Here is a 21,948-nt window from a genome sequence, read left to right on the forward strand (position 1 = left end):
TCCGGGGCAGTGAGAGTTATCCGGAGCGAAAGGTCAATGCGTCTAAGAAACCCGAAGTCTTGAATGTCAGGTCAAAAGGGTGTGCATCTCGGTCGCCAACGTCTTGCCAGTGATGGGAAGACACCTAAGATGCCCGGCGATGTTTCAAACTGGGGGCTGTCATGCAGGACAAGCTGTTTTCTCTTCCCGACCCTGTTGCGATACCGGTTGTCGGCGAGCAGGCCGAATATCCGGTGGGTCGAATTTTTTGCGTCGGGCGGAACTATGCGGCCCATGCGGCTGAAATGGGAAATACTGTGGACCGCGAGGCGCCGTTCTATTTCACCAAGTCCGCACCAAACGCCATCCTGACCGGAGCGACCGCGCCATATCCGCCGGGTACAGAAAACTATCATCACGAAATGGAGCTGGCGATTGCGATCGGTCAGCCGGTGTTCCGCGTCAGTCGCGAGCAGGCTTTGGGCGCGGTGTTTGCCTATGGGTGCGCGCTGGACATGACCCGCCGCGACCTGCAAATCCGTGAACGGAACAAACAGCGCCCGTGGGATCTGGGCAAGGATCTGGAAAACGGTGCCGTTTTTGCGCCGCTGACCCGGTCAGAGAACTGGTCGCCGGACAAAGACAAGCGCATTCATCTGAGCGTCAACGGTGAAGTCCGGCAGGATGCGACCCTGGACGAACTGATCTGGAAAATAGATGAGATCGTCAGCCATCTTTCAAATTACTATCACCTTCGTCCGGGCGATCTGATCATGACAGGCACCCCGGCCGGTGTCGGTGCGGTACAGGCCGGTGATGTGATTGATGGCGGAATTGACGGTCTTGAATCGATCCACCTAACCCTGTCACAGGCTGAATAGAGCCTATTTAGGGTCTTTCAGCCAGCCGTTGGCAAGCTCAACACGATCAAGACCGGCAAATCTGCGCACCCGGTCCAGCTCGGCCTCCAGACGCCGGGTGCGGGCCTCTGACCAGCGCAACTTTCGCTCGGGCCAGACGGATTGTACCCGCAATTCGCCGCTATCCCTGTGGGCCTTCATGTCGATCCGGCCGATCAGCCGATCACCTTCGAGCAGGGGGAAGACATAATAGCCGTAGGTTCTTTTGGGCGCGGGCACAAACACTTCGATCCTGTAGTGAAACCCGAACAGGCGTTCGGCTCGGTTTCGATCCCGCAGCATCGGGTCAAACGGGCTGAGCACGCGAATTCTGCCCGGTGGCGCGGGCAGTTCAGGGGCCTCTTCAACCAATCCCGGGCGGGAAAACACTTTCCTTGTACGCCCATCCGCGCAATTGATTTCGACTTCCTCAATTGCGCCGTTTTTCTGGGCTGCGGCGCACCAGTCTTTCGCCTCGGCCGCGCTGACCGTATCCCAGAACGCAGCCAGTTCGCCCGATGTTGCAAACCCCAACCTGTCCAGGGCGGCGTTGCACAGCCAGTCCACCGTTCCTTCGGCATCGCATGGTGCATAACCGGGGCACAGATGAGTTTCTATCACCCGTTCGGTCAGGTCGTAGCGTTTCTGAAAGCCATCCCGGCCAATGACGGTCAGCGCGCCCGAGCGCCACAAGAACTCCAGCGCGGTTTTGGACGGGTGCCAGTCCCACCAGCCGCCCGATCCTTTCTTTTCGTCCTTTCCCACATCGGACGAGGATACCGGACCGTGATCGCGGATGTGCAGCAGAACCGAGGCGAACTGTTGTTCAAATCCATCCCGCCGCCAATTCTTCCAGCGGGCTTTCAACAAATCGGCGTCGCGCTGAAAGCGCAGGTGCCAATGCCGGTAGAACTCCATCGGAATGACGGCGGCGTCATGTGTCCAATGCTCGAACAGCGCCCTGTCCCGTTCATACAGGCGCTTCAGATGTGTGCTGCGATAGGTGGGCCTGCGCGAAAACAGGATCATGTCATGGGCGCGGGCCACGGTGTTGATACTGTCCAGCTGAACAAAACCAAGCCGTCGGATCAGGTCCAGAAGATCCGCGCCCTTTGCGCTGCCCGACGGGGTTTCGGACAGCAAGTGACGATCCATGAACACCGCACGGGCTGTCCGGTTGTCCAGTTTCGGCAGTGCCAAGACTCTAACGCCGCTTCAGTGTGTCGCCGTAGCTGATTTTTGGCGTCAGGGTTACGCGGGTTTCAATCTCGGCTTCCGGGTCGGCCAGCTGTGCCGCGATGATCCCTGCGGCCTGGCGGCCGATTTCCAGCCGGCAGGCATCCATGGTTGCCAGTTTGCGGGGCAGACCTTGCAGCAGTTCGACATTGTTGAACCCCGCCAACCCGATCTGACCAGGGATGTCGATCCCCTGATCCAGCAGGTACAACAGCCCGCCAGCGCCGATCATATCATTGGAATAATACAGAAAATCCAGTTCCGGCGATCGTTCCAGCATCGCCTGCGTCATCTCGCGCCCCTTGGCCAGTGCCGACCCGCCCGAGTAGAACTCGCGGTCCTCGATCTCGATCCCGTGTTTGCCCAGAACCTCGGTAAAGCCCTCGAAACGTTTGCGCGCGCGGTGGTCCAAAGGCATCTTGGTCCCCATGAAACCGATATGCTGGTATCCGGCCTTCAGAATGGCCTGCGCCATTTCACGGCCGGCACGGCGGTGTGAAATGCCGACCATCGCATCCACGGGTTTGCCGTCGGTATCCATGATTTCGACCACCGGAATGCCCGCGGAATCCAGCATCGCCCGGGCCGCTTCCGTGTGTTCCAGGCCTGCGATGATCACGCCCGAAGGCCGCCACGAGAGCATCTCGTAAAGGACCTTTTCCTCTTTTTCCGGCAAATAATCGGTCACGCCGACCACTGGCTGCAATTCGGTGTCTTCCAGAACCTGATTGATGCCGGTCAGGACCTCGGGGAAGACCATGTTGGACAGTGAGGGGATGATGACCGCAACCAGATTGACCCGGCTGGATGCCAGCGCACCCGCAATTTTGTTGGGCACGTATCCCAGCTCTTTTGCGGCGGCCAGAACCCGTGTTCGGGTCGCATCCGATACATCACCCCGATTGCGCAGGACCCTGCTGACCGTCATTTCGGATACCCCCGACGCTTCCGAGACATCGCGAAGGGTGAGCGGGCGTTTTGTTTCTGTGGTCACGAGGCACCTGCACTGTTGTTTTGCCCGATGGTAGCGTGAACACGGCGACAAGTACAACAACTCTGCTTCTGCATCGGGCGCTGGGCCGGTCGGACCTTTTGTGCATCGGAGCGACCCTACATATTTGTAACGAGTTCAATTAAACACGCGAGTCAACGCCCGCAGTTTCAGGCCTAAAAATCTCAAGTCCGCGAACTGAACCGACGACTATTGAACACATAAAGAGATCTAGGAAAACACACACACTCGCGGTGGCGCATACCAAACCGCGTAGCAAGCGCGAACATGCAATTTCTGATTTCGCAAATGGCCCATGCAACGCCGCAATCAATTGTTGACCGTGTCTTACATATTCTGGCATGAACGCGCCATGTTCGGTTCCGGGGACATCTTCGGAAGCAATAGGGAATGCAGTGCGGCACATTTTGCCAACTCTGCAACTGCCCCCGCAACTGTAGGCGGCGAGCGCGGCTGATAATGCCACTGGGGTATCCCGGGAAGGTTAGTTTAGCGCTTTGACCCGCAAGTCAGGAGACCTGCCGAACATGCGCCCTTGGAAGGGGCGTTCATCATCGGCGACGGGGTGTGCGCCGGATCTGTTTGCCCGACAAGGCAGATGGCTTCGCGTTCCCCATCGTCAAAGCAGAATTGTTCCGGGGAAGGCGCGACGTGAGAAGGACTCGATTTGTGAAAAAACTGCTGGTGGCTGCAACGGCTGCTTTGGCGATGCCTGCATTGGCGCAGGCCCATTTCCTGCTGGAATATACCGACGACACGATGATCGAACGCCCCGGTGACGTTCCGGTCAAACTGGTTTTCTGGCACCCGTTTGAAGCTGGTCACGTGATGACCCTGGAAAAACCGGAAGAATTCTTTGTGATCCACAACGGTGAAAAAACCGATCTGATGGGTACGCTGCAAGAAACCACCTTTGAAGGACCGGACAACATTGCCAAAGCGTTCCTGGGCTCGATTCCGGTGAAGCGCTCGGGTGACTATGTGGTGGTTACAGTTCCTGCGCCTTACTACGAAGAATCCGAGGATATCTATATCCAGCAGATCACCAAGGCTTACCTCAACCGAAACGAACTGCCGACCGATTGGGATCAGCCGCAGGGGCTGGCCGCCGAGATTCTGCCGCTGAACAAGCCTTACAACATCATCGCCGGGTCAACCTTTACCGGTCGCGTGTTGAGCGAGGGACAGCCCGTCGCCGGCGCAAAAATCGAAATCGAGTACATCGCCGCAGCACCGGACATGACCGGCACCGGCGCGAAGGACGCCACCGTGTCCCCATTGCCGGGCGGCGCGTTGGTCGCGATTTCGGATGACAACGGATATTTCACTTTTGGTGTGCCAAAAGCCGGGTACTGGGGCTTCGCCGCTTTGGGCGTGGGCCCGGAAACCGAGCATGAAGGCAAAGAGCTGAGCCAGGATGCGGTCATCTGGATCCGCGCCTGGGATCTGGAGTAAGCCTGAATGCACATCGTCGACGGAGCCCTTTCCAACCCTGTCGTGATCGGCGGTGCGGTCGCCGCGGCTGGCGGGATCGCATTGGGCCTGAAATCGCTGGATCTGGATCGCATTCCCACGGCGGGCGTGTTGTCGGCCAGCTTTTTTGTCGCCTCGCTGATCCATGTGCCGATTGGCCCGTCGTCTGTGCATTTGATTCTGAACGGTCTGGCCGGGCTTCTGCTCGGCTGGGCCGCCTTTCCGGCCCTTTTTGTCGGCTTGCTGCTGCAGGCCGTGTTCTTTGGTTTTGGCGGATTGACCGTGCTGGGGATCAACACGGTGAATATCGCCCTTCCGGCGGTGCTGACCTGGATGATCTTTGGTCGCCTGATCGCACGTGGCTCACCTGTTCAGGGGGCGATCTGGGGCGGAATTGGCGGCGCGTTTTCGATCGCGGCCACAACGGCTTTCGTCGCGGTTTCGCTGGCGCTGTCCGGCGATGAGTTCCTGCCCGCTGCCAAGCTTGTCTTTTTCGCCCACATTCCCGTCATGGCTATCGAGGCCGTGCTGACAGGTTTTGCCGTTCTTCTGGCCCGCAAGGTCAAACCGGAACTTTTTGTAAAGGTTGCGTCCACATGAAACAGTTGATCCTTGTTTGTACGCTTGCTCTCGCCCCGCTCCCGGCTCTTGCGCATAAGGTTATTGCAGGCGTTTTTCCGGCAGGCGACGCAATCGAAGGCGAGCTGGGGTTTTCCAATGGCGATATGGCCGCAGACCAGGAAGTCATCGTCTATGGCCCCGATGGCTCTGAACTGGGACGCACAGTAACCGATACGGACGGTTTCTTTCTCTACAGCCCGACCAAAGCTGTGACTCATACATTCAAGGCAGATCTGGGTGCAGGGCACGTCGCCGAAGTTGCCATGCCGGCCGACGAAGTGGCCGAAATCATGGGGGTCGAAGCCGAGCTTTCTGAAACAGCCACGCCGGTTGCATCTGCGGATGGCGCGGCAGCGGTGACAGTGGCCTCGCTCTCGGATGAGGAACGAGCGGCCATCGCCAAAGCGGTGCGCGACGAAACCCGCCCACTGCGGCGCGAGATCGCCGCCTATCGCGAGCACAATGATCTGCAGAACATCTTGGGTGGTATTGGCTATATCATTGGTCTGTTCGGCATCGGCTTTTACCTGGCCGCGCGTAAAAAGATGGCCACCTGATGGCACATGCGCTGGAACCACAGGCCAAAACACTGGCCGAGGCAGGCAAAGCCGCCCATTTCGGGATGATCGGAGACTACGATCCCCGTATGCGCATCGTGCTGGCCTGCATCTTTGCCATCGTCACGGTTGCCCTCAACAGCATTCCGGCGCTGATCGGCGCTTTGTCCGTCTCGCTTGGGTTACTGGTGATGTCACGCTTGCCAGTCGGCCGGACCCTCAAGCGTATGGCCATGATGGACAGCTTCATCATCTTCATGCTGGTGTTGCTGCCATTCTCAATGCCCGGTGACGCGATGTTCACGGTTTTTGGCTTTCCGGCCAGTTGGCAGGGCCTTTGGAAAGCTTTCGAGATTGCACTGACGGCCAACGCGGTCATCCTTGCGCTGATGGTTCTGGTCGGAACGATGGAACCTGTGACGCTTGGACACGCTTTGCACAAGCTGCGCTGCCCCGAGGCGCTTGTGCACCTTTTGATGTTCACCATCCGCTACATCGAGGTGTTGCGGGAAGAATACCTGCGCCTGCGCGGCGCGATGAAGATTCGCGGATTTCGCCCCGGCACAAACTGGCACACCTACCGAAGCTTCGGGTATCTGGTCGGCATGATGCTGGTGCGCGCGATTGAACGGTCAGAGCGGATTCTGGCGGCGATGAAATGCCGGGGGTTTTCCGGGCGTCTTTTGTTGCTGCAGGACTTTAACATGACACGACGCGATCACATGTTCGCCGCGATGCTGTGCACCGTTTGCCTTGGCCTGCTGTTCCTGGATTATCTATGACGATCCTCAAGCTTGAAGACATTTGTTTTGCGTACCCTGGCCAGCCACCAGTGCTGGACGGCGCTTCGCTGCAGCTTGAACCGGGGCAGCGCCTCTCGATTGCGGGCCCGAATGGCGCGGGAAAGTCTACCCTGTTTCGTATTGCCCTTGGCCTGCAAACGCCAAGCGCCGGGCGCGTGACCGTCCTGGGAAAGGAAAGGCGCGTCGAGGCGGATTTTCACGAAGTCCGCCGTCAGGTCGGGCTGGTTTTTCAGGATCCCGATGATCAGTTGTTTTGCCCGACGGTGGCGGAAGACATCGCATTTGGTCCTCTCAACCTCGGGCGCAGCAAGTCCGAGGCGCTTGCCATCGTCGACAAGGTGCTTTCCGATCTGGATCTGTTAAACCTGCGTGATCGCATTACGCACAAGCTCTCTGGTGGAGAGAAGCGGCTTGTGACCCTTGCAACCGTTTTGGCGATGGAGCCGGAGGCGCTGCTTTTGGATGAGCCCACCAATGCGCTGGACGCCAAAAATGAAGCGCGACTTCTGGAAATTCTGCGAAGCCTGCCGCAGGCTATACTGCTGGTAAGCCACGCACCATCGTTTCGCGCGGCATTGGCACCAGACACGCTGGAACTGCGAAACGGGCGGATTGTCAGCCCAAGTGAATGACCTGTTCGCACGAGCTATGCGAATGTCCGCGACGGAGTGCCGTCGTCAGGAAGCCTGCGCGTGCACGCGGTATGACCCGGGGGTCCGGCTGGTCCACTTTCGAAAGGCGCGGTGAAAATTCGCCGGAGCCGAAAACCCGGTGTCAAAGGCGATCTGTTCAATACTGAGCGTACTTTGCTGAAGCGCGCGGATGGCAATGTCGCGGCGCAGTGCATCCTTGATGTCCTGAAAAGAAGTCCCTTCTTCTTTCAAACGCCTGTTCAAGGTCCGCGGCGTCATTTTCAGGGCACGCGCTGCATCGGGAAGCTGGCAGGTTTGCCATGTTGCGCCGTAGAGAAACGCGCGGACGCGAAGGCTGTTTGTATGTGCGCGCGAACCGGTAAAGATCCAGTCCAGCGGCGCGCGTTCAAGGAACACGGATGCCTCAGCCGAGCTGCGGGTTACCGGGCGGGTGAACTGGCGCGGGTCGAAAAGGATACTGGTCTGCCGAGCGTCAAACTCGACAGCGCATGGGAAGACGACGGCGTAGTCGGCGGCAAATTCCGGGCGGGCAAAGGCAAAGCGAACGGCTTTTACTGGTGTTTCCGTCCCGCCAAGCCAGGACAAAAGCCCATGCGCCAGTTTCAGGATCAGCATGTGGCCGAAACGCTGCGGGCGCGTGTCGTCCGAATATGGGACCAACGCCAGTTCCACCGCGTCGGATTTGCTGTGCAAGTCCAGGCGGAAGTCATCCAGAAGCAGGTTCCAAAATGTCGAGAAACGATAAAGCGCCGAGGTCAGGCTGCTCGCTTCGCGCTGTACCATCACCAAATGCTGCAGGGCGCGGGGCCGGATCGGACGGCTCCAGAGCCCCATCATTTCGTCCCCGGTTTCGGGCGCGGCAAGCTGATAGAGCCGGGCGATTTCATTCAGTGTGACGCGCTGAGAAGGTGCCATCGGGTTGGCCTGCAGGCCCGAACGCTCCAACAGCGATGTCATTTCTGCCGGAGTGCAACGGGACTTCAGCGCATCCAGCCAATCCTGGACAAATCCCGCCGATACAGTCGTCAGAGATATCGGGTCATGGCTGGTCATCTGAACCTCACGTTGGCGTAATCGGATATCATTTTGTCAAGAAATGAGCTTATCGGCAAACCATTGGGCGGGTAGATGACGCGAAACCATAGTCGCCGCAGGGGAGCCTGGCATGTCCTATCAGCCGCCCGTACAGGATTTGATGTTTTGCATCGAACACTTGTCCCACTGGGACAAGGTGTCCCGGGTGGAAGTGTATTCGGAATACGACCTGACGGATATTGGTGCCGCTCTCGAGGGATATGCCCGGTTCTGCAGCGAACAGATCGCGCCATTGTCACATATCGGGGACACGCTGGGCGCGCAGTTCGACAATGGCCGTGTGACAATGCCCGAGGGTGACGCGCAAGCTTATGTGCAGTTCGTCGAAATGGGGTGGCAGGCGCTGACCCATCCGGTGGAATATGGCGGTATGGGATTGCCGCGCGCCGTCGGCGCGGCAGCCGTTGAAATGCTGAATGCCGCTGATATGAGCTTTGGTCTTTGCCCGCTGCTGACCGACGGGGCGATTGAGGCGTTGCTGCTGACCGGTTCGGACGAACAGAAAGCCACCTATCTGGAACCGCTGATCGCAGGGCGCTGGTCCGGCACGATGAACCTGACCGAACCGCAGGCAGGCAGTGATCTGGGCCGCGTGGCGACCAGGGCGGTGCAGCGCGGGGATGGCAGCTATGGCGTCTCTGGCACCAAGATCTTCATCACATATGGCGCGCACGATCTGACCGAGAACATCATTCATCTGGTGCTGGCCCGCACACCTGACGCGCCTGCCGGGCCGAAGGGGCTGAGCCTGTTCATCGTCCCGCAAAAACTGGTGGGGCCGGATGGCACGCCAGGCGTCGAGAACACGGTCAATTGCATAAGCATCGAACACAAACTGGGCGTTCGTGCCAGCCCGACTGCGGTTCTGGAATACAAAGACGCCACCGGTTTCCTGATCGGCGAGGAAAACCGCGGGCTGGAATATATGTTCATCATGATGAACGCCGCTCGGTTTTCTGTTGGGGTTCAGGGCATCGCGACCTCTGAACGGGCTTACCAACGCGCTCTGGCCTATGCGCGCGACCGGGTGCAGAGCCGTCCCGTGAATGGTCAGACCAAAGACGCGGTCGCCATCATCGAACACCCGGATGTGCGCCGTATGCTGATGCGGATGCGCAGCCTGACCGAAGGTGGCCGGGCTATGGCGGCCGCAACGGCAGGCCTGCTGGACATCGCACATCATCAGGACGATCCGGCAATCGCTGCGCTGGCCGAATTCATGGTCCCGCTGGTCAAAGGTTTCTGCTCGGAACGCGCGGTCGAGGTCGCCTCGCTGGGCGTGCAAATCCACGGCGGCATGGGCTTTATCGAAGAAACCGGAGCCGCGCAGCACTACCGCGACGCCCGCATTCTGCCGATTTACGAAGGCACCACAGCCATTCAGGCCAACGACCTTCTGGGGCGCAAAGTGATGCGCGACGGAGGAGAAACCGCCCGCCGGTTCGCCGCCCGAATTGCCGAGACCGAAGCGCAACTGGCAAAAGGAGATGCCAGCGCGCAGGCAATTGGCGCAAGTCTTGCTCAGGCGCGTGGCGCATTTGAGGCCGCGCTGGACTGGTTGCTGGAAAACAGCCGAATGGACATCGACGCGGCCTTTGCAGGCTCTGTCCCGTTCCTTATGCTGGCCGGGACACTGGCGGCGGGGTGGAAACTGGCAAAAGGTGCCGTGGCTGCGCAAAATGCACTGGACGCCGGGCAGGATACACAATTCATGACCCAGAAAATCGCCACCGCCCTGTTCTTTGCTCAGCACATTCTGCCTGAATGTGCCACCGAACACGCCCGCATCCTGCATGGCTCGCGCAGTCTGCTTGACGCGACTTTCCCCGAATAACGCCTGGATAGGATCTGACCCATGAATGACGTCGTGAACCCCGACACATATGAGAACCTTGCGATTTCCGAGCGTGAGAACGGTCTGTACGTCGTGACCCTGAACCGTCCCTCTAAGCGCAACGCGCTGGATGTGGCCACGATCGAGGAACTGATCCGCTTTTTCAGCAGCGCGCGTATGGCCGGTGTCAGAGCCGTGGTTCTGGCCGGCGAAGGCAACCACTTCTGCGCAGGTCTTGATCTGGTCGAGCATTGGAAGGCCGACCGCAGTCCGGATGACTTCATGCATGTCTGTCTGCGCTGGCATGAAGCGTTCAACAAGATGGAATATGGTGGTGTGCCGATCATCGCCGCGCTGAAGGGCGCGGTAGTGGGCGGAGGGCTGGAATTGGCCAGCGCGGCGCATATCCGTGTGATCGACCCCGGCACCTATTTTGCCTTGCCTGAAGGCCAGCGTGGGATTTTTACTGGGGGCGGGGCAACCATCAGGGTTTCGGATATGATCGGCAAATACCGCATGATCGACATGATCCTGACCGGCCGTGTCTATCAGGGGCAAGAGGCCGTCGATCTGGGGTTGGCGCAATACATCACCGAAGAAGGCGGCAGCATGGCCAAGGCGATGGAGCTGGCGGAACAAATTGCGCAGAACCTGCCTTTGACCAATTTTGCAATCTGTTCGGCAATCAGTCACCTGAACAACATGTCCGGCATGGACGCGGCGTATGCAGAGGCTGTGGTGGGCGGAGTGGTCAATACCCAGCCCGCCGCCCGCGAACGGCTGGAAGCCTTCGCAAACAAGACCGCCGCCCGCGTGCGGCCTAACAGCTGATAAAGGCGGTACCGGGATGCGTCACCATTTCGAAGCTCTTCAGAAGACACGGGCCAACCATGTGCCCCTGTCGCCGTTGTCCTTTCTGCACCGCGCCGAAAACCTGCATGGAGCCCGCACGGCGGTAATCTATGGCGACGTCCGGCGAAGCTGGGCTGAGACCACCACCCGCATTCGCGCGGTGGCCGGTGGGTTGGCGGCACTTGGTGTGCAGAAAGGTGATACGGTTTCGGTGCTCAGCCCGAACATTCCAGAGCTGTTCGAATTGCACTTTGCCGTACCGCTGACAGGCGGAGTGCTCAACACACTGAATACAAGGTTGGAGCCGGAAACCATCGCATACATCCTGGATCACGCGGACACGAAACTGGTGATCGTGGACCGGGAGCTTGTGCCGCTTCTGTCCCAAGCGTTTGATCTGCTCGGTCGAACCTTGCCCGTGGTCGAGATCGTCGATCCCGCTGCAGCAGGTGAGAGCCTTGGTGGCCAGACCTATGAGGCGCTGACCAAATCCGCCCCTTTGCCGACAGACCTGCCCGAAGATGAGTGGGATGCGATTGCGCTGAACTACACCTCGGGCACGTCCGGGCGCCCCAAGGGCGTCGTCTATCACCACCGCGGAGCTTATCTGATGGCGCTTGGCACCGGGACAGCGTGGCAGATGCCGCCCTATCCGGTCTATCTGTCGGTGGTGCCGATGTTCCACTGCAACGGTTGGGGGCACCCCTGGTTGATGGCCATGCTTGGGGCGACGGTTGTATTCACACGCGTTCCGGCAGCAGACCGTATTCTGGATGCGATCCGCACCCATGGTGTGACCCATTTTGGTGCGGCGCCCATTGTGTTGCAGATGCTGGCCGAAGCCGAAAGCGGTGCGGCCCCCTTTGATCCCGCGATCCGCGTATTGACGGCCGGAGCGCCGCCGCCACCGTCGGTGCTGGAAAAGACGCGATCCATGGGATTTGACGTCATGCAGGTCTATGGCCTGACCGAAACCTACGGACATATTTCACAGTGTCTCTGGCAGGATGAGTGGGACGATCTTAGCCCCGCAGAACAGGCCGAGTTACAGGCGCAGCAGGGCATTGCCTTTCCTATGGTCGAAGACGTCTCGGTTATCGACCGCACCAGCGGCACGCCGGTCACGCGCGATGGGTCCACGCAGGGCGAGATTGCTATCCGGGGCAACACGGTCATGGCGGGGTATTACAAGGATGCCGAGGCCACCGCCAAAGCCTTCGAAGACGGATGGTTCTGGTCTGGTGATGGTGCGGTCGTACACGAAAACGGCTATATACAGATCCGCGACCGCCTGAAGGACGTGATCATCTCGGGCGGAGAAAACATCTCATCCGTCGAGGTCGAAGCGGTGCTTTATCGTCATGACGCCGTGCAGGCCGCAGCCGTGGTTGCAATGCCGCACGAGAAATGGGGCGAAGTCCCTTGTGCGTTTGTCGAATTGCGTGAAGGCGCCAGGGCAACATCTGACGAGATCATTGCGTTCTGCCGAGATCACCTTGCCGGGTTCAAGGCCCCCAAGGCTGTTGTATTCGAAACCCTTCCCAAAACCTCCACCGGAAAGATCCAGAAGTTCCAGCTTCGGGATCGTATCAAATCAATGGACCTTTGATATGCGTCTGTTATCCCAATCCCGCCGCCTGCGCCAAACGCCCTTTTCCGAAGGGGTCGAAGACAAGGGCGTCACCGCCTACACCGTCTATAACCGGATGCTGTTGCCCACGGTGTTTGAGAGCATCGAGGCCGACTACCGGCACCTGAAATCTCATGTGCAAGTCTGGGATGTGTCCTGTGAACGGCAGATCGAGCTGAGCGGTCCGGATGCTGGCCGGCTGATGCGTCGGCTGACCCCCCGCAACCTGGAAAAGATGCAGGAAGACCAGTGCTATTACGTGCCGATCGTTGATGAGAACGGCGGCATGTTGAACGACCCGGTGGCGATCAAGCACAGCGAGGATCGCTGGTGGATTTCCATTGCGGACAGCGACCTGCTTTTGTGGGTCAAGGGGCTGGCTGTCGGTGCGGGCATGGATGTGCAGGTGTTCGAGCCCGACGTTTCACCCCTGGCCGTTCAGGGGCCAAAGTCGGATGACCTGATGGCGCGGGTCTTTGGAGGCGAGGTGCGTGACATCCGCTTTTTCCGCTACAAGCGGCTGGCTTTTCAGGACACGTCCTTTGTGGTGGCGCGGTCCGGGTATTCCAAACAAGGCGGCTACGAGATCTTTGTTGAGAATGGTGCCTATGGGATGCCACTGTGGAACGCCTTGTTCGAGGCGGGCGAAGATCTGAATGTGCGCCCCGGCTGTCCGAACCTGATCGAACGGATCGAAGGCGGCCTGCTGAGCTATGGCAACGACATGACAATGGAGAACTCGCCATTGGAATGCGGATTGGGCAAGTTCTGCAATCCGGCCGAGGGCAGCGACCATATCGGCAGGGACGCGCTATCGCGCGAGGCCGCCGCAGGCCCGGCCAGGCAAATTCGCGCGATTTCCATCCCCGGTGATCCGGTGCCGCCGGCCCGGTCGGCCTGGCCGCTGTACAAAGACGGAAAGCGGGTTGGGCAGGTCACGTCTGCCGCCTGGTCGCCTGACTTCGAAACAAATGTCGCAATTGGCATGGTCGATGCCAGCCACTGGGACGCCGGGACGGTGCTTGAGGTTCAAACTCCAACCGGGGATCGGCGGGCCGAGGTGCAAAAGGCGTTCTGGGGATAGCCAAATTCCGCCCCAACGCAGGCAAGAACAGGCGGATTCAACATTGTGCTTGGGGGGAGCGGCCCTTTGATAGTATGTCAAATTGCCCAAGTCGTTCCGGCGTCAGTTGATGCCGATCCCGATGTCAAAGGCAACCGGTTGTGCGCCCGCGTTCACAACTTCAATGATATGTTCGCCCGACTGCCATAGCTGACCCTGATATGGCTTCTCCGAAGGAATCAAATCCAGCAGCAAAGTGCCGTCGGGATTGAAGATCCTGTAGTCCAGAGCGCCACCATGTGATCCGACGTCCACGTTCAGAAACTGACCGTCGTTTGCCCCCAGGATGTAACGCACCGACGTGCCGGCCTGAAGTGTGGCGCTTAGGGTTGTGCCACTTGTGCCGGCATCAAACTTGACGATCTGATCCCCTGAAACTGTCGGCGCAGTGTCAGAGGCACCATCCAATGCGCCGCCTCCATCATCAGCAGTGTCAGTGTTTTCACCCACGCGTCGTAAATCGGCGACTTCGGGTCCGGACCAAACGATGCACTCATACTCGACACCGGTGCCATCGCGAAGCCGGACCATGATGGCGGCTTCGCTGAATTCCTGGCCAAGGACCTCACCGCCCACATTGCCAAAGCGGGATATCAACTCATCGATGCAAGCGTTCGCCTCATCAGAGATGTCGGAAAACGCGGGCATTGGGAAAATGCAAGCGCCCAAAAGAACTTCTTAAACATCACAATTCCCTTCTGTTTGGCAGAATGTTTGTCCTGGCGCGTTCAAGCGGCGAAGCGTGTCGCACCTGCGAGGCCGCAAAAAGCGCTCGCTTCGTCTTTCCGGGGCTGGAAAGCCAAGGGTACGGTCTCATGCGGCTAAACCGAGCCTCGAAGTTGCGACAATCACGCAAAAGATCACAGCGCGCCTTCGTCGCTGAGCGATTCAATACCCGCCGTTGCACCATCAGTGTAAGCGATACAATTCCATGGTGCCTGATCCGGACCCACGCCAACTTTTACCAGTGTCCCGGCCTCGCTGAACTCGGACGAAAGCACAACAACTTGCGTGTTGTTGGTTGCGGCGGCCACGTCGCGCAAACAGGCTTGTTGTGCGGGAGTGACTTCGGTGGACCCGCTTGTGCCACTGGTCTCGTCACACGCAGAAAGCGCCAAAGTCGTTGCGCCCAGCAAAGTAAATACGCTGAATCTTGTCATTGAAAATTTCCTTCCGTAGCTCTGCAAAAAGCCCAGGATGCGGGCTCAACAAGTGAAAAAAACTTATTCAAAACTGTCAATGCGTTGATCTTGACGGGGCAAGGCGCGTACACAAAACATGCAGTTGCGCCCGCATAACAGACGGTCCGCTTACCAAAATCGGGATCAGAATAAGCTCAAAGCAGACCCTGATTTCGTAACGCGAACCAGGTTTCAGTTTCGCCTGAACTGATCAGGTTTGCGCACGAACCAACAATGACACGTCCCCGACAGCCTGTCTTTCAGCCATCGCCGTTATCGCGTTGATATCAGTCTGCCGAGGAAGCCAGAACAGTCCGGACCCGGGATCGAGAGCTTCCGAGAAATCCCGCTCGTAGTCCGAAAATTGCGCCTGCCTTCAAGCTCGAGGCAAAGTTAAATCGCCAGATACTCTTCACGAAGATTGGTGTCTTCAAGCACCTCTTTGGCGGTGCCGTCGAATACGATGGTTCCCGTATCCAGGATAATAGCCCGGTCCGCCAACTCCAAAGCACGAACTGCGTTCTGCTCGACAATGATTGTAGTCATTCCCTGCTGCTTGACGTGGATCAGCGTTTTTTCGATTTCGTCGACGATGACAGGGGCCAAGCCTTCATAGGGTTCGTCCAGAAGCAGGACCTTGATGTCTCTGGCCAGAGCCCTGGCGATTGACAGCATTTGCTGTTCACCGCCCGACAAGGTAATTCCCTCTTGTTTCCGGCGCTCGCCCAGTCGTGGGAACAATTCGTAAAGCCGGTCCAGCGACCAGCCGATTGGTGGCGCAATCTGCGCAAGCTGCAGGTTTTCCTCGACAGTCAGCCCTGGAATGATTCTTCTGTCTTCCGGCACCAGACCAAGGCCAGCCGCCGCCGCTTCGTAACTTGTCATTTTGTGGAGCGGTTGATGGTCCAGCCAGATTTCGCCATGCCGCACTTCCGGCTCGCCCACTCTGGCAATGGAACGGAGTGTCGAAGTCTTTCCTGCACCGTTGCGCCCGAGAAGGGCAAGAATCTCGCCTTCGTGCACGTTGAAGCTGACGCCCTGCACGATATAGCTTTCTCCGTAGTAGGAATGCATGTCCCAAACCGAGAGAAATGCAGGCGCGGTGCTGGCCATATTGGCGTTTTTCGAAAAGTCAGGTTTCTCGTTCATAGCTTTTCCTTACGCAGCTTCGCCGAGATAGGCTTCGCGGACCTTGGGGTTTCCGCGGATATTTTCCGGAGTGTCTTCAACAAGGGGCGTGCCCTGCGCCAGCACTGTGATGCGCTCGGCCAGGCTGAAAACCACGTGCATGTCGTGTTCGATGATGGCGATGGTGATGTCGCGCTCGTCCTTGATTTGCTTCAGCAGATCAATCGTGTTGTTGGTATCGGCCCGCGCCATGCCCGCCGTCGGTTCGTCCAAGAGCAACAGTCGGGGATTCTGGCTGAGGCACATGCCGATCTCCAACCGCCGTTTGTCGCCACGCGACAGTGCGGCAGCGTGCATCTCGCGCTTGTCGGCCATGTTCATCTCTTCCAGCATCGCCTCGGCCTGTTCGACTATGGCCTTTTCGTTGGCAATGGTCTCATAGGCGTGCATCCGGAACGCGCCGTCCCGCATTGCAAAGATCGGGATCAGCATGTTTTCCATAACCGTCAGTTCGCCGAAAATCTCCGGCGTCTGAAACACGCGGCTGATGCCCATCTGGTTGATCTGGAAGGGTTCAAGCCCCAGCACCGAGTTGTTGTCGAACAACACCGAACCAGTGTCCGGCATCAGTTTGCCCACAAGACAGTTCAGCAGGGTCGACTTGCCCGCCCCGTTGGGTCCGATGATTGCGTGAACCGTGTTCTCCTCGACATTGAGGTTCACATCCGTCAGCGCCTTGAGGCCACCGAAGCGTTTGCTGACATCTTTGACTCTTAGAATTGCCATGGTCCGCCCCTTACTCCGCCGGTTCCGTTTTGCCCGACGGCGCATCGTCGGTACCAGATTTCTTGCGCTTCAAGCGGTTCAGCAATCGTTGACCACCTTCGACAAGGCCACCAGGCAGGTAGATCACCACCAGCATGAACAGGATGCCCAGCGTCAGGTGCCAGCCTTTGCCGATGAACGGGTGGATCAGGAACACCACCGCGTCCTCCAGCCCGTCGGGAAGGAAGGCGAACCAGCTATGCAGGACGTTGTCGTTGATCTTCGAGAAGATGTTCTCGAAATACTTGATGAATCCAGCGCCCAGAACCGGTCCAATCAAGGTGCCGGTGCCGCCAAGAATGGTCATCAGAACAACCTCGCCCGAGGCGGTCCACTGCATCCGCTCGGCCCCTGCCAGCGGATCCATTGCCGCCATCAGACCACCGGCCAGGCCAGCGTACATGCCCGAGATGACAAAGGCCGCCAGGGTGTAAGGTTTGGAGTTCAGGCCGGTATAGTTCATCCGCTGCTGGTTCGATTTCACCGCGCGCAGCATCATTCCAAAAGGTGAGCGGAAAATGCGGATCGAAAGATAAAACACAACCATCATGACTATCGCGCAAAGGTAATAACCCGCGTTGAAGTCAAAGCTCCACGCGCCGACATCCATCGTATAGGTCGCGCGCATCGGCAGGCCGAACAGGTGTGGCAGATCCGGCGAATTGGCCCCCTGCAGAATTTGGGGATCGTCGGCATAGACCTGCAGACCGGTTTCCCCGTTTGTCAGGTTGAATTTGGGGTTCGACAGCACCGAATAGGCCAGCGCAAAACTCATCTGTGCAAAGGCCAGCGTCAGGATCGAGAAATAGATGCCGGACCGGCGCAAGCTGACAAAGCCGATCAGCAGCGAGAATAGCCCTGCCACCACAACGCTGAGCGCTATGGCCGGGATGATGTTGTAACTCAGCAGCTTGAACATCCACACGGCCGAATACGACCCCACGCCCAAAAAGGCCGCGTGACCGAAGGACAGGTATCCGGTCAGACCGAACAGGATGTTGAACCCGATGGCAAAGATGCCAAAGATAACAAAGCGCTGCATCAGGTCCGGATAGCCCGCGTTGAACTGCGCCATGGCGCTGCCTTCCGGGAACGGGTTCAGGATGAAGGGGGCCAGCAGGGTAAGAAGGCCGACGATGATCAGAAGGCTGGTGTCTTTCTTGTTCAGTCCCAACATCGATTATTCCTCCATCACGCCTTTGCGTCCCATCAACCCGCGCGGGCGTGTCAGCAGCACGATAATGGCAACAAGGTAGATGATGATTTGGTTGATTCCGGGGATTGTTGTGGTGGCCCAGGTCGTTGAGGCAAAGCTTTCAAGAATGCCCAGCAGGAAGCCAGCCAGCACCGCTCCGGGCAGCGAACCCATGCCGCCGACAACAACCACAACAAAGCTGAGGACCAGAAAGTCCATCCCCATGTGATAATTTGGCGGGTTGAGCGGCCCGTACATTACACCGGCCAAGCCAGCCACAGCGGCCGCGATGCCGAACATGATGGTAAAGCGGCGGTCGATATTGATACCCAGCAAGCCCACCGTCTCGCGGTCGGCCATTCCGGCGCGGACGACCATGCCAAACGTCGTGAACTGCAGGAATGAGAAGACTGCGCCGATGATGGCGACGGCAAATCCAAAGTAAACCAGGCGCCAGATCGGATAGATGATCGCGTTGGGATCGAAGCCGATCATTGTGCCAAGGTCGACAGAGCCGCTGAGTGCGTCGGGCGGCGGCGTCTGGATCGGGTTGGCGCCGAAGAAATACTTCACGATTTCCTGCAACACGATCGCCAAACCAAAGGTGACAAGGATCTGGTCCGCGTGGGGGCGCTTGTAGAAATGCTTGATCAGCCCGCGCTCCATCACATAGCCGACGAACAGCATGATCGGGATCGCGAACAGGATGGCCAGCGGAACAGACCAGTCGATGATCGTCGCGCCGAACTCGGGACCGAACCAGGCCTCGACATAGGGTGTTTCGACCTTCAGCGGGTTGCCCAGAAAGTCGGTTTGGGTTTCGTCGATGGTCACGAAGCTCAGGTTCATGAGCTTTTGCAAGGTTACGGCACAGAACGCACCGATCATGAACAGTGCCCCGTGGGCAAAGTTCACAACGCCCAGCGTTCCGAAAATAAGGGTCAGTCCCAAGGCAATCAGTGCATAGGCCGAGCCTTTGTCCAGACCGTTCAGGATTTGCAGTAGGATGGCGTCCATTGGCCCACCTCAGGCTTGGTCAGTGTGGAGTGTGGTGCGACAGGATCAGCCCTGCCGCGAATGTCTGGCCGCCGATGGGGCGGCCAGACTCAAACACAGGGGCTTACGCGCCCGGGTTGCATTCTCCGAGTGCGCCACCGGCGAACATCGGATGCTCCGGATCGTACTCGACCTGAGCACGCGGCGTGATCTCGACGATTTCCAGCGTGTCGTAAGCGTTGGTCGGGTTCTCGTTGCCGCGAACGACCAGCACGTCCTTGAAGCACTGATGGTCGGCGCCGCGATACCAGGTTGGGCCGTTGCCCAGACCGTCGAACTCGAAGTCTTCCAGAGCTTCAACAACACCGCACGGATTGAAGGTACCCGCACGCTCGCAGGCATCCGCATAGAGCAGCACCTGCGCATAGCAGGTCTGTGCCGAGTTGGACGGCGGTTTGCCGTACTTTTCGCCAAAGGACTTCACGAAGGCCTTGGTGCCCTCATCCTGCAGCTGCCAGTTCCAGTTCATCGAACCCAGCACGCCTTTGATGTTCTCGCCCGCACCGGCGGCCATGAGTTCCGAGTACAGCGGCACGACGATCTTGAAGTCCTTGCCGTTGGCCACCTTGTCCAGCAAGCCGAACTGGATCGCATTGGTGAGCGAGTTCACCATGTTGCCGCCGTAGTGGTTCAGGACCAGAACGTCTGCGCCCGAGTTCAGAACCGGCGTGATGTAGGACGAGAAGTCCGTTGACGCGAGTGGTGTCTTGACCGTGTTGACCGTTTCCCATCCCAAGGCTTCGGTCGATGCGACGATCGACTCTTCCTGGGTCCAGCCCCAGTTGTAGTCGGCCGTCAGGTGGTAGGCGCGGCGTTCCTTGCCCATTTCCGCTGCCAGCACGGGTGCAAGTGCTGCGCCCGACATGTATGCGTTGAAGAAATGGCGGAAACCGTTGGCTTTCTTGTCCTTGCCTGTCGTGTCGTTGGCGTGGGTCAGACCCGCCATGAAAATCACGCCTGCCTCCTGGCACAGACCCTGAACGGCAACGGCCACGCCCGAGGACGAACCACCGTTGATCATGATCGCGCCGTCTTTTTCGATCATCGACTTTGCCGATGCGCGTGCGGCGTCTGACTTGGTCTGCGTGTCGCCGGTGACGAACTCGACCTTCTTGCCCAGGATGCCGTTCCCTTTCAGCGCCTTGGACGTAAAGGTGTTCAGGCAGCCGCCATCACCCTCACCGTTCAGATGCTCGACCGCCAGCTGTTGCGCCAGCAGTTCGTCATTGCCTTCCTCGGCATAAGGCCCGGTTTGTGGGACATTGAAGCCCAAAGTGACGGATGACCCCGTCGGTTCGTTGGTAAAAGCAGCAGCCGACGAAGCTGTGAAGATCGTAGGCAGGGCCAGACCGGTACCTGCAACGGCACCAGACTTCAGCACGCCGCGGCGTGTGACAGATTTGTTGGTCATTAATTCCTCCCATTTCCCTTTCTTTCGCCGTCTGGCTCCTCTTCCAGCAGACGAAAGCGCACTTATGTGCATTTCAATAATGGAAAGCGGGTGGAAAATTTCACAATAAATAACTGGATTTGAAACAAAATTTTGTAAACTTTTTTACGAAAATTTTGAAACTCTGAAAAGTTTTTGAAACTCCCTTTTGCACTAACTATGAACTTCAGGTGTTTAGATGTGAATTCCCGCTGTGAGCGCCGTCAGGCGTAGATTTTCTCAAATTCAGCGCGCCGTTACTGAGCGAAAATACTTAATGAACTGATGTTCTCATGGCTGAATGCTGAGAGAGGCGGCAGCATGCCTCAGTGGCATGATGACAAAATCTCAGGGTCAATCGAGACAGATCGGTATCACACAGCATTCAACTTCGTGGCGGATTGCCTCTACTCTCAATTCGAGTGAATCAGCGACTGACAAACCAATCAACGGGCTTCATAAACGCTATCCGGACAAAGCGGTCATCCGCATTAATTCTCAAACCTCGGACTCTAGTGATGTCATGAGCACAACTCATCGGATCATTTCAGCGAAGATTCACGACAAACATGCAAATCTAACCAACCAGGAGCGAGTTCGTCGTCGAGCATGCGCAGCTCACGCCACCTACGATAGATATCCGCGATCTCGCTGAGGGGACGCCACCTTTTCGAGTTCAACTCACGCCCAAACAGGCCGCTCATTTCACCTGTGAAACGAGCATCAACATACTTTCCCTCGCGCGGCGGATCCGGCGGTCCTTTGAATGGGTTGAACCATTGATTGACGATCTGACCAAATTCATACCCGCAGTTCATTAATATATCGCTCTCAGCGCCGTCGTTCATCTCAATCGAAACAAAACTTGGCCGTTCTGAGCAGGCGAGCAGTTGATCTCGCATTATGATGTCCCCTCCCTCCATATCGCATTTCAGATAGTAGGGTGTGCCGTAGGTCGCGAATAATGTGCTGAGATCCACTGTGCGGACTTTTATCTCGACCGCTTCCTCGACACCTTTCTCAGCGGTGGCGCGATCCAAACTCCCCCAATCATCCTTATTTGGGACTTTGTAGAAAGATACCGTCTCGTCAGCTCGGTAGAAAAGAGCCTTGTTTAATAATATCACGCGCTCTCCGAAAGCCCGCGTTGAACGCGTTGCGAATTCGTGGAGTTCCGGAACGGCCTCCAAACCGACAACTCGAAATCCCTTCTTCAAATAGAACTCAGTGTCAAATCCTTTGTGTACTCCAAAGTCGAAGATCAGATCGTTTTGCACTGTCTGACGTCAGCACCAATGGGACAGTTTAAGTAGATTTGATAAGAGAGGGTTTCTGGCTCATCGTAACCGCCAAGGAGTGGAGATGAG

General features: G+C 57.9%; 21 protein-coding genes and 1 riboswitch. Of the genes, 10 read left to right on the forward strand and 11 right to left on the reverse strand.

Annotated elements, in window-relative coordinates; all coding sequences use genetic code 11:
• Nucleotides 1-161: 161 nt before the first annotated feature.
• On the forward strand, nucleotides 162-860 hold the full coding sequence (locus tag ACR0CG_RS05260; protein ID WP_480523139.1) for a fumarylacetoacetate hydrolase family protein: 699 nt from the start codon (nucleotides 162-164) through the stop codon (nucleotides 858-860).
• Between the two features lie 3 nt (nucleotides 861-863).
• Here the strand turns inward: ACR0CG_RS05260 and ACR0CG_RS05265 are convergent, their stop codons facing one another.
• Nucleotides 864-2,078 (reverse strand): winged helix-turn-helix domain-containing protein, encoded by a 1,215-nt coding sequence (locus ACR0CG_RS05265; RefSeq protein ID WP_480523141.1) that lies wholly within the window; start codon nucleotides 2,076-2,078, stop codon nucleotides 864-866.
• Between the two features lie 4 nt (nucleotides 2,079-2,082).
• The gene (locus tag ACR0CG_RS05270; RefSeq protein ID WP_170612609.1) at nucleotides 2,083-3,108 is read right to left on the reverse strand and encodes a LacI family DNA-binding transcriptional regulator; all 1,026 of its coding nucleotides are present in this window, start codon (nucleotides 3,106-3,108) and stop codon (nucleotides 2,083-2,085) included.
• A gap of 358 nt (nucleotides 3,109-3,466) precedes the next feature.
• Nucleotides 3,467-3,666, forward strand: a riboswitch (cobalamin riboswitch).
• A 129-nt stretch (nucleotides 3,667-3,795) separates the two neighbouring features.
• Here ACR0CG_RS05270 and ACR0CG_RS05275 point away from each other — a divergent pair.
• From ACR0CG_RS05275 to ACR0CG_RS05295, 5 genes are read left to right on the forward strand one after another with little or no spacing between them, the layout of a single operon-like run.
• Entirely contained in the window at nucleotides 3,796-4,581 is a 786-nt protein-coding gene (locus tag ACR0CG_RS05275; protein WP_480523143.1) for a DUF4198 domain-containing protein, read from the forward strand.
• Between the two features lie 6 nt (nucleotides 4,582-4,587).
• Nucleotides 4,588-5,199 carry a cobalt transporter CbiM gene (cbiM, locus tag ACR0CG_RS05280; RefSeq protein WP_480523145.1) on the forward strand — a complete coding sequence of 204 codons (612 nt, stop codon included), beginning with the start codon at nucleotides 4,588-4,590 and terminating at the stop codon, nucleotides 5,197-5,199.
• Nucleotides 5,196-5,777, forward strand: a complete 582-nt coding sequence (locus ACR0CG_RS05285) for a cobalt ABC transporter permease (protein WP_480523146.1) — start codon at nucleotides 5,196-5,198, stop codon at nucleotides 5,775-5,777. The genes cbiM and ACR0CG_RS05285 overlap by 4 nt, the downstream gene beginning before the upstream one ends.
• A complete protein-coding gene (gene cbiQ / locus ACR0CG_RS05290; RefSeq protein WP_480523148.1) occupies nucleotides 5,777-6,559 on the forward strand; it encodes a cobalt ECF transporter T component CbiQ in 783 nt (260 codons plus the stop codon). The genes ACR0CG_RS05285 and cbiQ overlap by 1 nt, the downstream gene beginning before the upstream one ends.
• Nucleotides 6,556-7,212, forward strand: coding sequence for an energy-coupling factor ABC transporter ATP-binding protein (locus tag ACR0CG_RS05295; protein WP_480523150.1), 657 nt, complete (start codon nucleotides 6,556-6,558; stop codon nucleotides 7,210-7,212). The genes cbiQ and ACR0CG_RS05295 overlap by 4 nt, the downstream gene beginning before the upstream one ends.
• A 45-nt stretch (nucleotides 7,213-7,257) precedes the next feature.
• On the opposite strand, the gene ACR0CG_RS05300 is transcribed toward ACR0CG_RS05295, so the two are convergent.
• On the reverse strand, nucleotides 7,258-8,286 hold the full coding sequence (locus ACR0CG_RS05300) for an AraC family transcriptional regulator (RefSeq protein WP_480523151.1): 1,029 nt from the start codon (nucleotides 8,284-8,286) through the stop codon (nucleotides 7,258-7,260).
• A gap of 112 nt (nucleotides 8,287-8,398) precedes the next feature.
• On the opposite strand from ACR0CG_RS05300, the gene ACR0CG_RS05305 reads away from it, so the two are divergent.
• From ACR0CG_RS05305 to ACR0CG_RS05320, 4 genes are read left to right on the forward strand one after another with little or no spacing between them, the layout of a single operon-like run.
• Complete coding sequence (locus ACR0CG_RS05305) at nucleotides 8,399-10,162, forward strand: acyl-CoA dehydrogenase family protein (protein ID WP_480523153.1); 1,764 nt, start codon at nucleotides 8,399-8,401, stop codon at nucleotides 10,160-10,162.
• A 21-nt stretch (nucleotides 10,163-10,183) separates the two neighbouring features.
• On the forward strand, nucleotides 10,184-10,993 hold the full coding sequence (dmdD, locus tag ACR0CG_RS05310; protein WP_480523155.1) for a methylthioacryloyl-CoA hydratase: 810 nt from the start codon (nucleotides 10,184-10,186) through the stop codon (nucleotides 10,991-10,993).
• A gap of 16 nt (nucleotides 10,994-11,009) precedes the next feature.
• Nucleotides 11,010-12,623, forward strand: a complete 1,614-nt coding sequence (locus ACR0CG_RS05315; RefSeq protein WP_480523157.1) for an AMP-binding protein — start codon at nucleotides 11,010-11,012, stop codon at nucleotides 12,621-12,623.
• A 1-nt stretch (nucleotide 12,624) separates the two neighbouring features.
• Nucleotides 12,625-13,728, forward strand: a complete 1,104-nt coding sequence (locus tag ACR0CG_RS05320; RefSeq protein ID WP_480523159.1) for a dimethylsulfoniopropionate demethylase — start codon at nucleotides 12,625-12,627, stop codon at nucleotides 13,726-13,728.
• A 102-nt stretch (nucleotides 13,729-13,830) separates the two neighbouring features.
• Here ACR0CG_RS05320 and ACR0CG_RS05325 read toward each other — a convergent pair whose 3' ends face one another.
• The 8 genes from ACR0CG_RS05325 to ACR0CG_RS05360 all read right to left on the reverse strand — a co-directional run bounded on the left by ACR0CG_RS05325 (nucleotide 13,831) and on the right by ACR0CG_RS05360 (nucleotide 21,858).
• Nucleotides 13,831-14,415 (reverse strand): hypothetical protein, encoded by a 585-nt coding sequence (locus ACR0CG_RS05325; RefSeq protein ID WP_480523160.1) that lies wholly within the window; start codon nucleotides 14,413-14,415, stop codon nucleotides 13,831-13,833.
• Nucleotides 14,416-14,627: 212 nt separating this feature from the next.
• A complete protein-coding gene (locus tag ACR0CG_RS05330) occupies nucleotides 14,628-14,927 on the reverse strand; it encodes a hypothetical protein (RefSeq protein ID WP_480523161.1) in 300 nt (99 codons plus the stop codon).
• A gap of 414 nt (nucleotides 14,928-15,341) precedes the next feature.
• Nucleotides 15,342-16,097: an ABC transporter ATP-binding protein gene (locus ACR0CG_RS05335; RefSeq protein WP_480523163.1), complete on the reverse strand. Its 756-nt coding sequence runs from the start codon at nucleotides 16,095-16,097 to the stop codon at nucleotides 15,342-15,344.
• Nucleotides 16,098-16,106: 9 nt separating this feature from the next.
• On the reverse strand, nucleotides 16,107-16,862 hold the full coding sequence (locus ACR0CG_RS05340; RefSeq protein ID WP_170612580.1) for an ABC transporter ATP-binding protein: 756 nt from the start codon (nucleotides 16,860-16,862) through the stop codon (nucleotides 16,107-16,109).
• 10 nt (nucleotides 16,863-16,872) lie between these two features.
• Nucleotides 16,873-18,078, reverse strand: a complete 1,206-nt coding sequence (locus ACR0CG_RS05345; RefSeq protein WP_170680281.1) for a branched-chain amino acid ABC transporter permease — start codon at nucleotides 18,076-18,078, stop codon at nucleotides 16,873-16,875.
• Between the two features lie 3 nt (nucleotides 18,079-18,081).
• The gene (locus ACR0CG_RS05350; protein WP_170680283.1) at nucleotides 18,082-19,113 is read right to left on the reverse strand and encodes a branched-chain amino acid ABC transporter permease; all 1,032 of its coding nucleotides are present in this window, start codon (nucleotides 19,111-19,113) and stop codon (nucleotides 18,082-18,084) included.
• 103 nt (nucleotides 19,114-19,216) lie between these two features.
• Entirely contained in the window at nucleotides 19,217-20,563 is a 1,347-nt protein-coding gene (locus ACR0CG_RS05355; protein ID WP_170612573.1) for a substrate-binding protein, read from the reverse strand.
• Nucleotides 20,564-21,123: 560 nt separating this feature from the next.
• Nucleotides 21,124-21,858 (reverse strand): FkbM family methyltransferase, encoded by a 735-nt coding sequence (locus tag ACR0CG_RS05360; RefSeq protein ID WP_480523166.1) that lies wholly within the window; start codon nucleotides 21,856-21,858, stop codon nucleotides 21,124-21,126.
• Nucleotides 21,859-21,948: the final 90 nt, after the last annotated feature.

This window comes from Ruegeria sp. AB8, assembly GCF_056542605.1.

Coding starts and splice junctions, on each gene's coding strand:
- ACR0CG_RS05260 (WP_480523139.1), top strand. CDS start 162: ATGCAGGACAAGCTGTTTTCTCTTCCCGACCCTGTTGCGATACCGGTT.
- cbiM (WP_480523145.1), top strand. CDS start 4,588: ATGCACATCGTCGACGGAGCCCTTTCCAACCCTGTCGTGATCGGCGGT.
- ACR0CG_RS05285 (WP_480523146.1), top strand. CDS start 5,196: ATGAAACAGTTGATCCTTGTTTGTACGCTTGCTCTCGCCCCGCTCCCG.
- cbiQ (WP_480523148.1), top strand. CDS start 5,777: ATGGCACATGCGCTGGAACCACAGGCCAAAACACTGGCCGAGGCAGGC.
- ACR0CG_RS05295 (WP_480523150.1), top strand. CDS start 6,556: ATGACGATCCTCAAGCTTGAAGACATTTGTTTTGCGTACCCTGGCCAG.
- ACR0CG_RS05300 (WP_480523151.1), bottom strand. CDS start 8,286: ATGACCAGCCATGACCCGATATCTCTGACGACTGTATCGGCGGGATTT.
- ACR0CG_RS05305 (WP_480523153.1), top strand. CDS start 8,399: ATGTCCTATCAGCCGCCCGTACAGGATTTGATGTTTTGCATCGAACAC.
- dmdD (WP_480523155.1), top strand. CDS start 10,184: ATGAATGACGTCGTGAACCCCGACACATATGAGAACCTTGCGATTTCC.
- ACR0CG_RS05315 (WP_480523157.1), top strand. CDS start 11,010: ATGCGTCACCATTTCGAAGCTCTTCAGAAGACACGGGCCAACCATGTG.
- ACR0CG_RS05320 (WP_480523159.1), top strand. CDS start 12,625: ATGCGTCTGTTATCCCAATCCCGCCGCCTGCGCCAAACGCCCTTTTCC.
- ACR0CG_RS05325 (WP_480523160.1), bottom strand. CDS start 14,415: ATGCCCGCGTTTTCCGACATCTCTGATGAGGCGAACGCTTGCATCGAT.
- ACR0CG_RS05330 (WP_480523161.1), bottom strand. CDS start 14,927: ATGACAAGATTCAGCGTATTTACTTTGCTGGGCGCAACGACTTTGGCG.
- ACR0CG_RS05335 (WP_480523163.1), bottom strand. CDS start 16,097: ATGAACGAGAAACCTGACTTTTCGAAAAACGCCAATATGGCCAGCACC.
- ACR0CG_RS05340 (WP_170612580.1), bottom strand. CDS start 16,862: ATGGCAATTCTAAGAGTCAAAGATGTCAGCAAACGCTTCGGTGGCCTC.
- ACR0CG_RS05345 (WP_170680281.1), bottom strand. CDS start 18,078: ATGTTGGGACTGAACAAGAAAGACACCAGCCTTCTGATCATCGTCGGC.
- ACR0CG_RS05350 (WP_170680283.1), bottom strand. CDS start 19,113: ATGGACGCCATCCTACTGCAAATCCTGAACGGTCTGGACAAAGGCTCG.
- ACR0CG_RS05355 (WP_170612573.1), bottom strand. CDS start 20,563: ATGACCAACAAATCTGTCACACGCCGCGGCGTGCTGAAGTCTGGTGCC.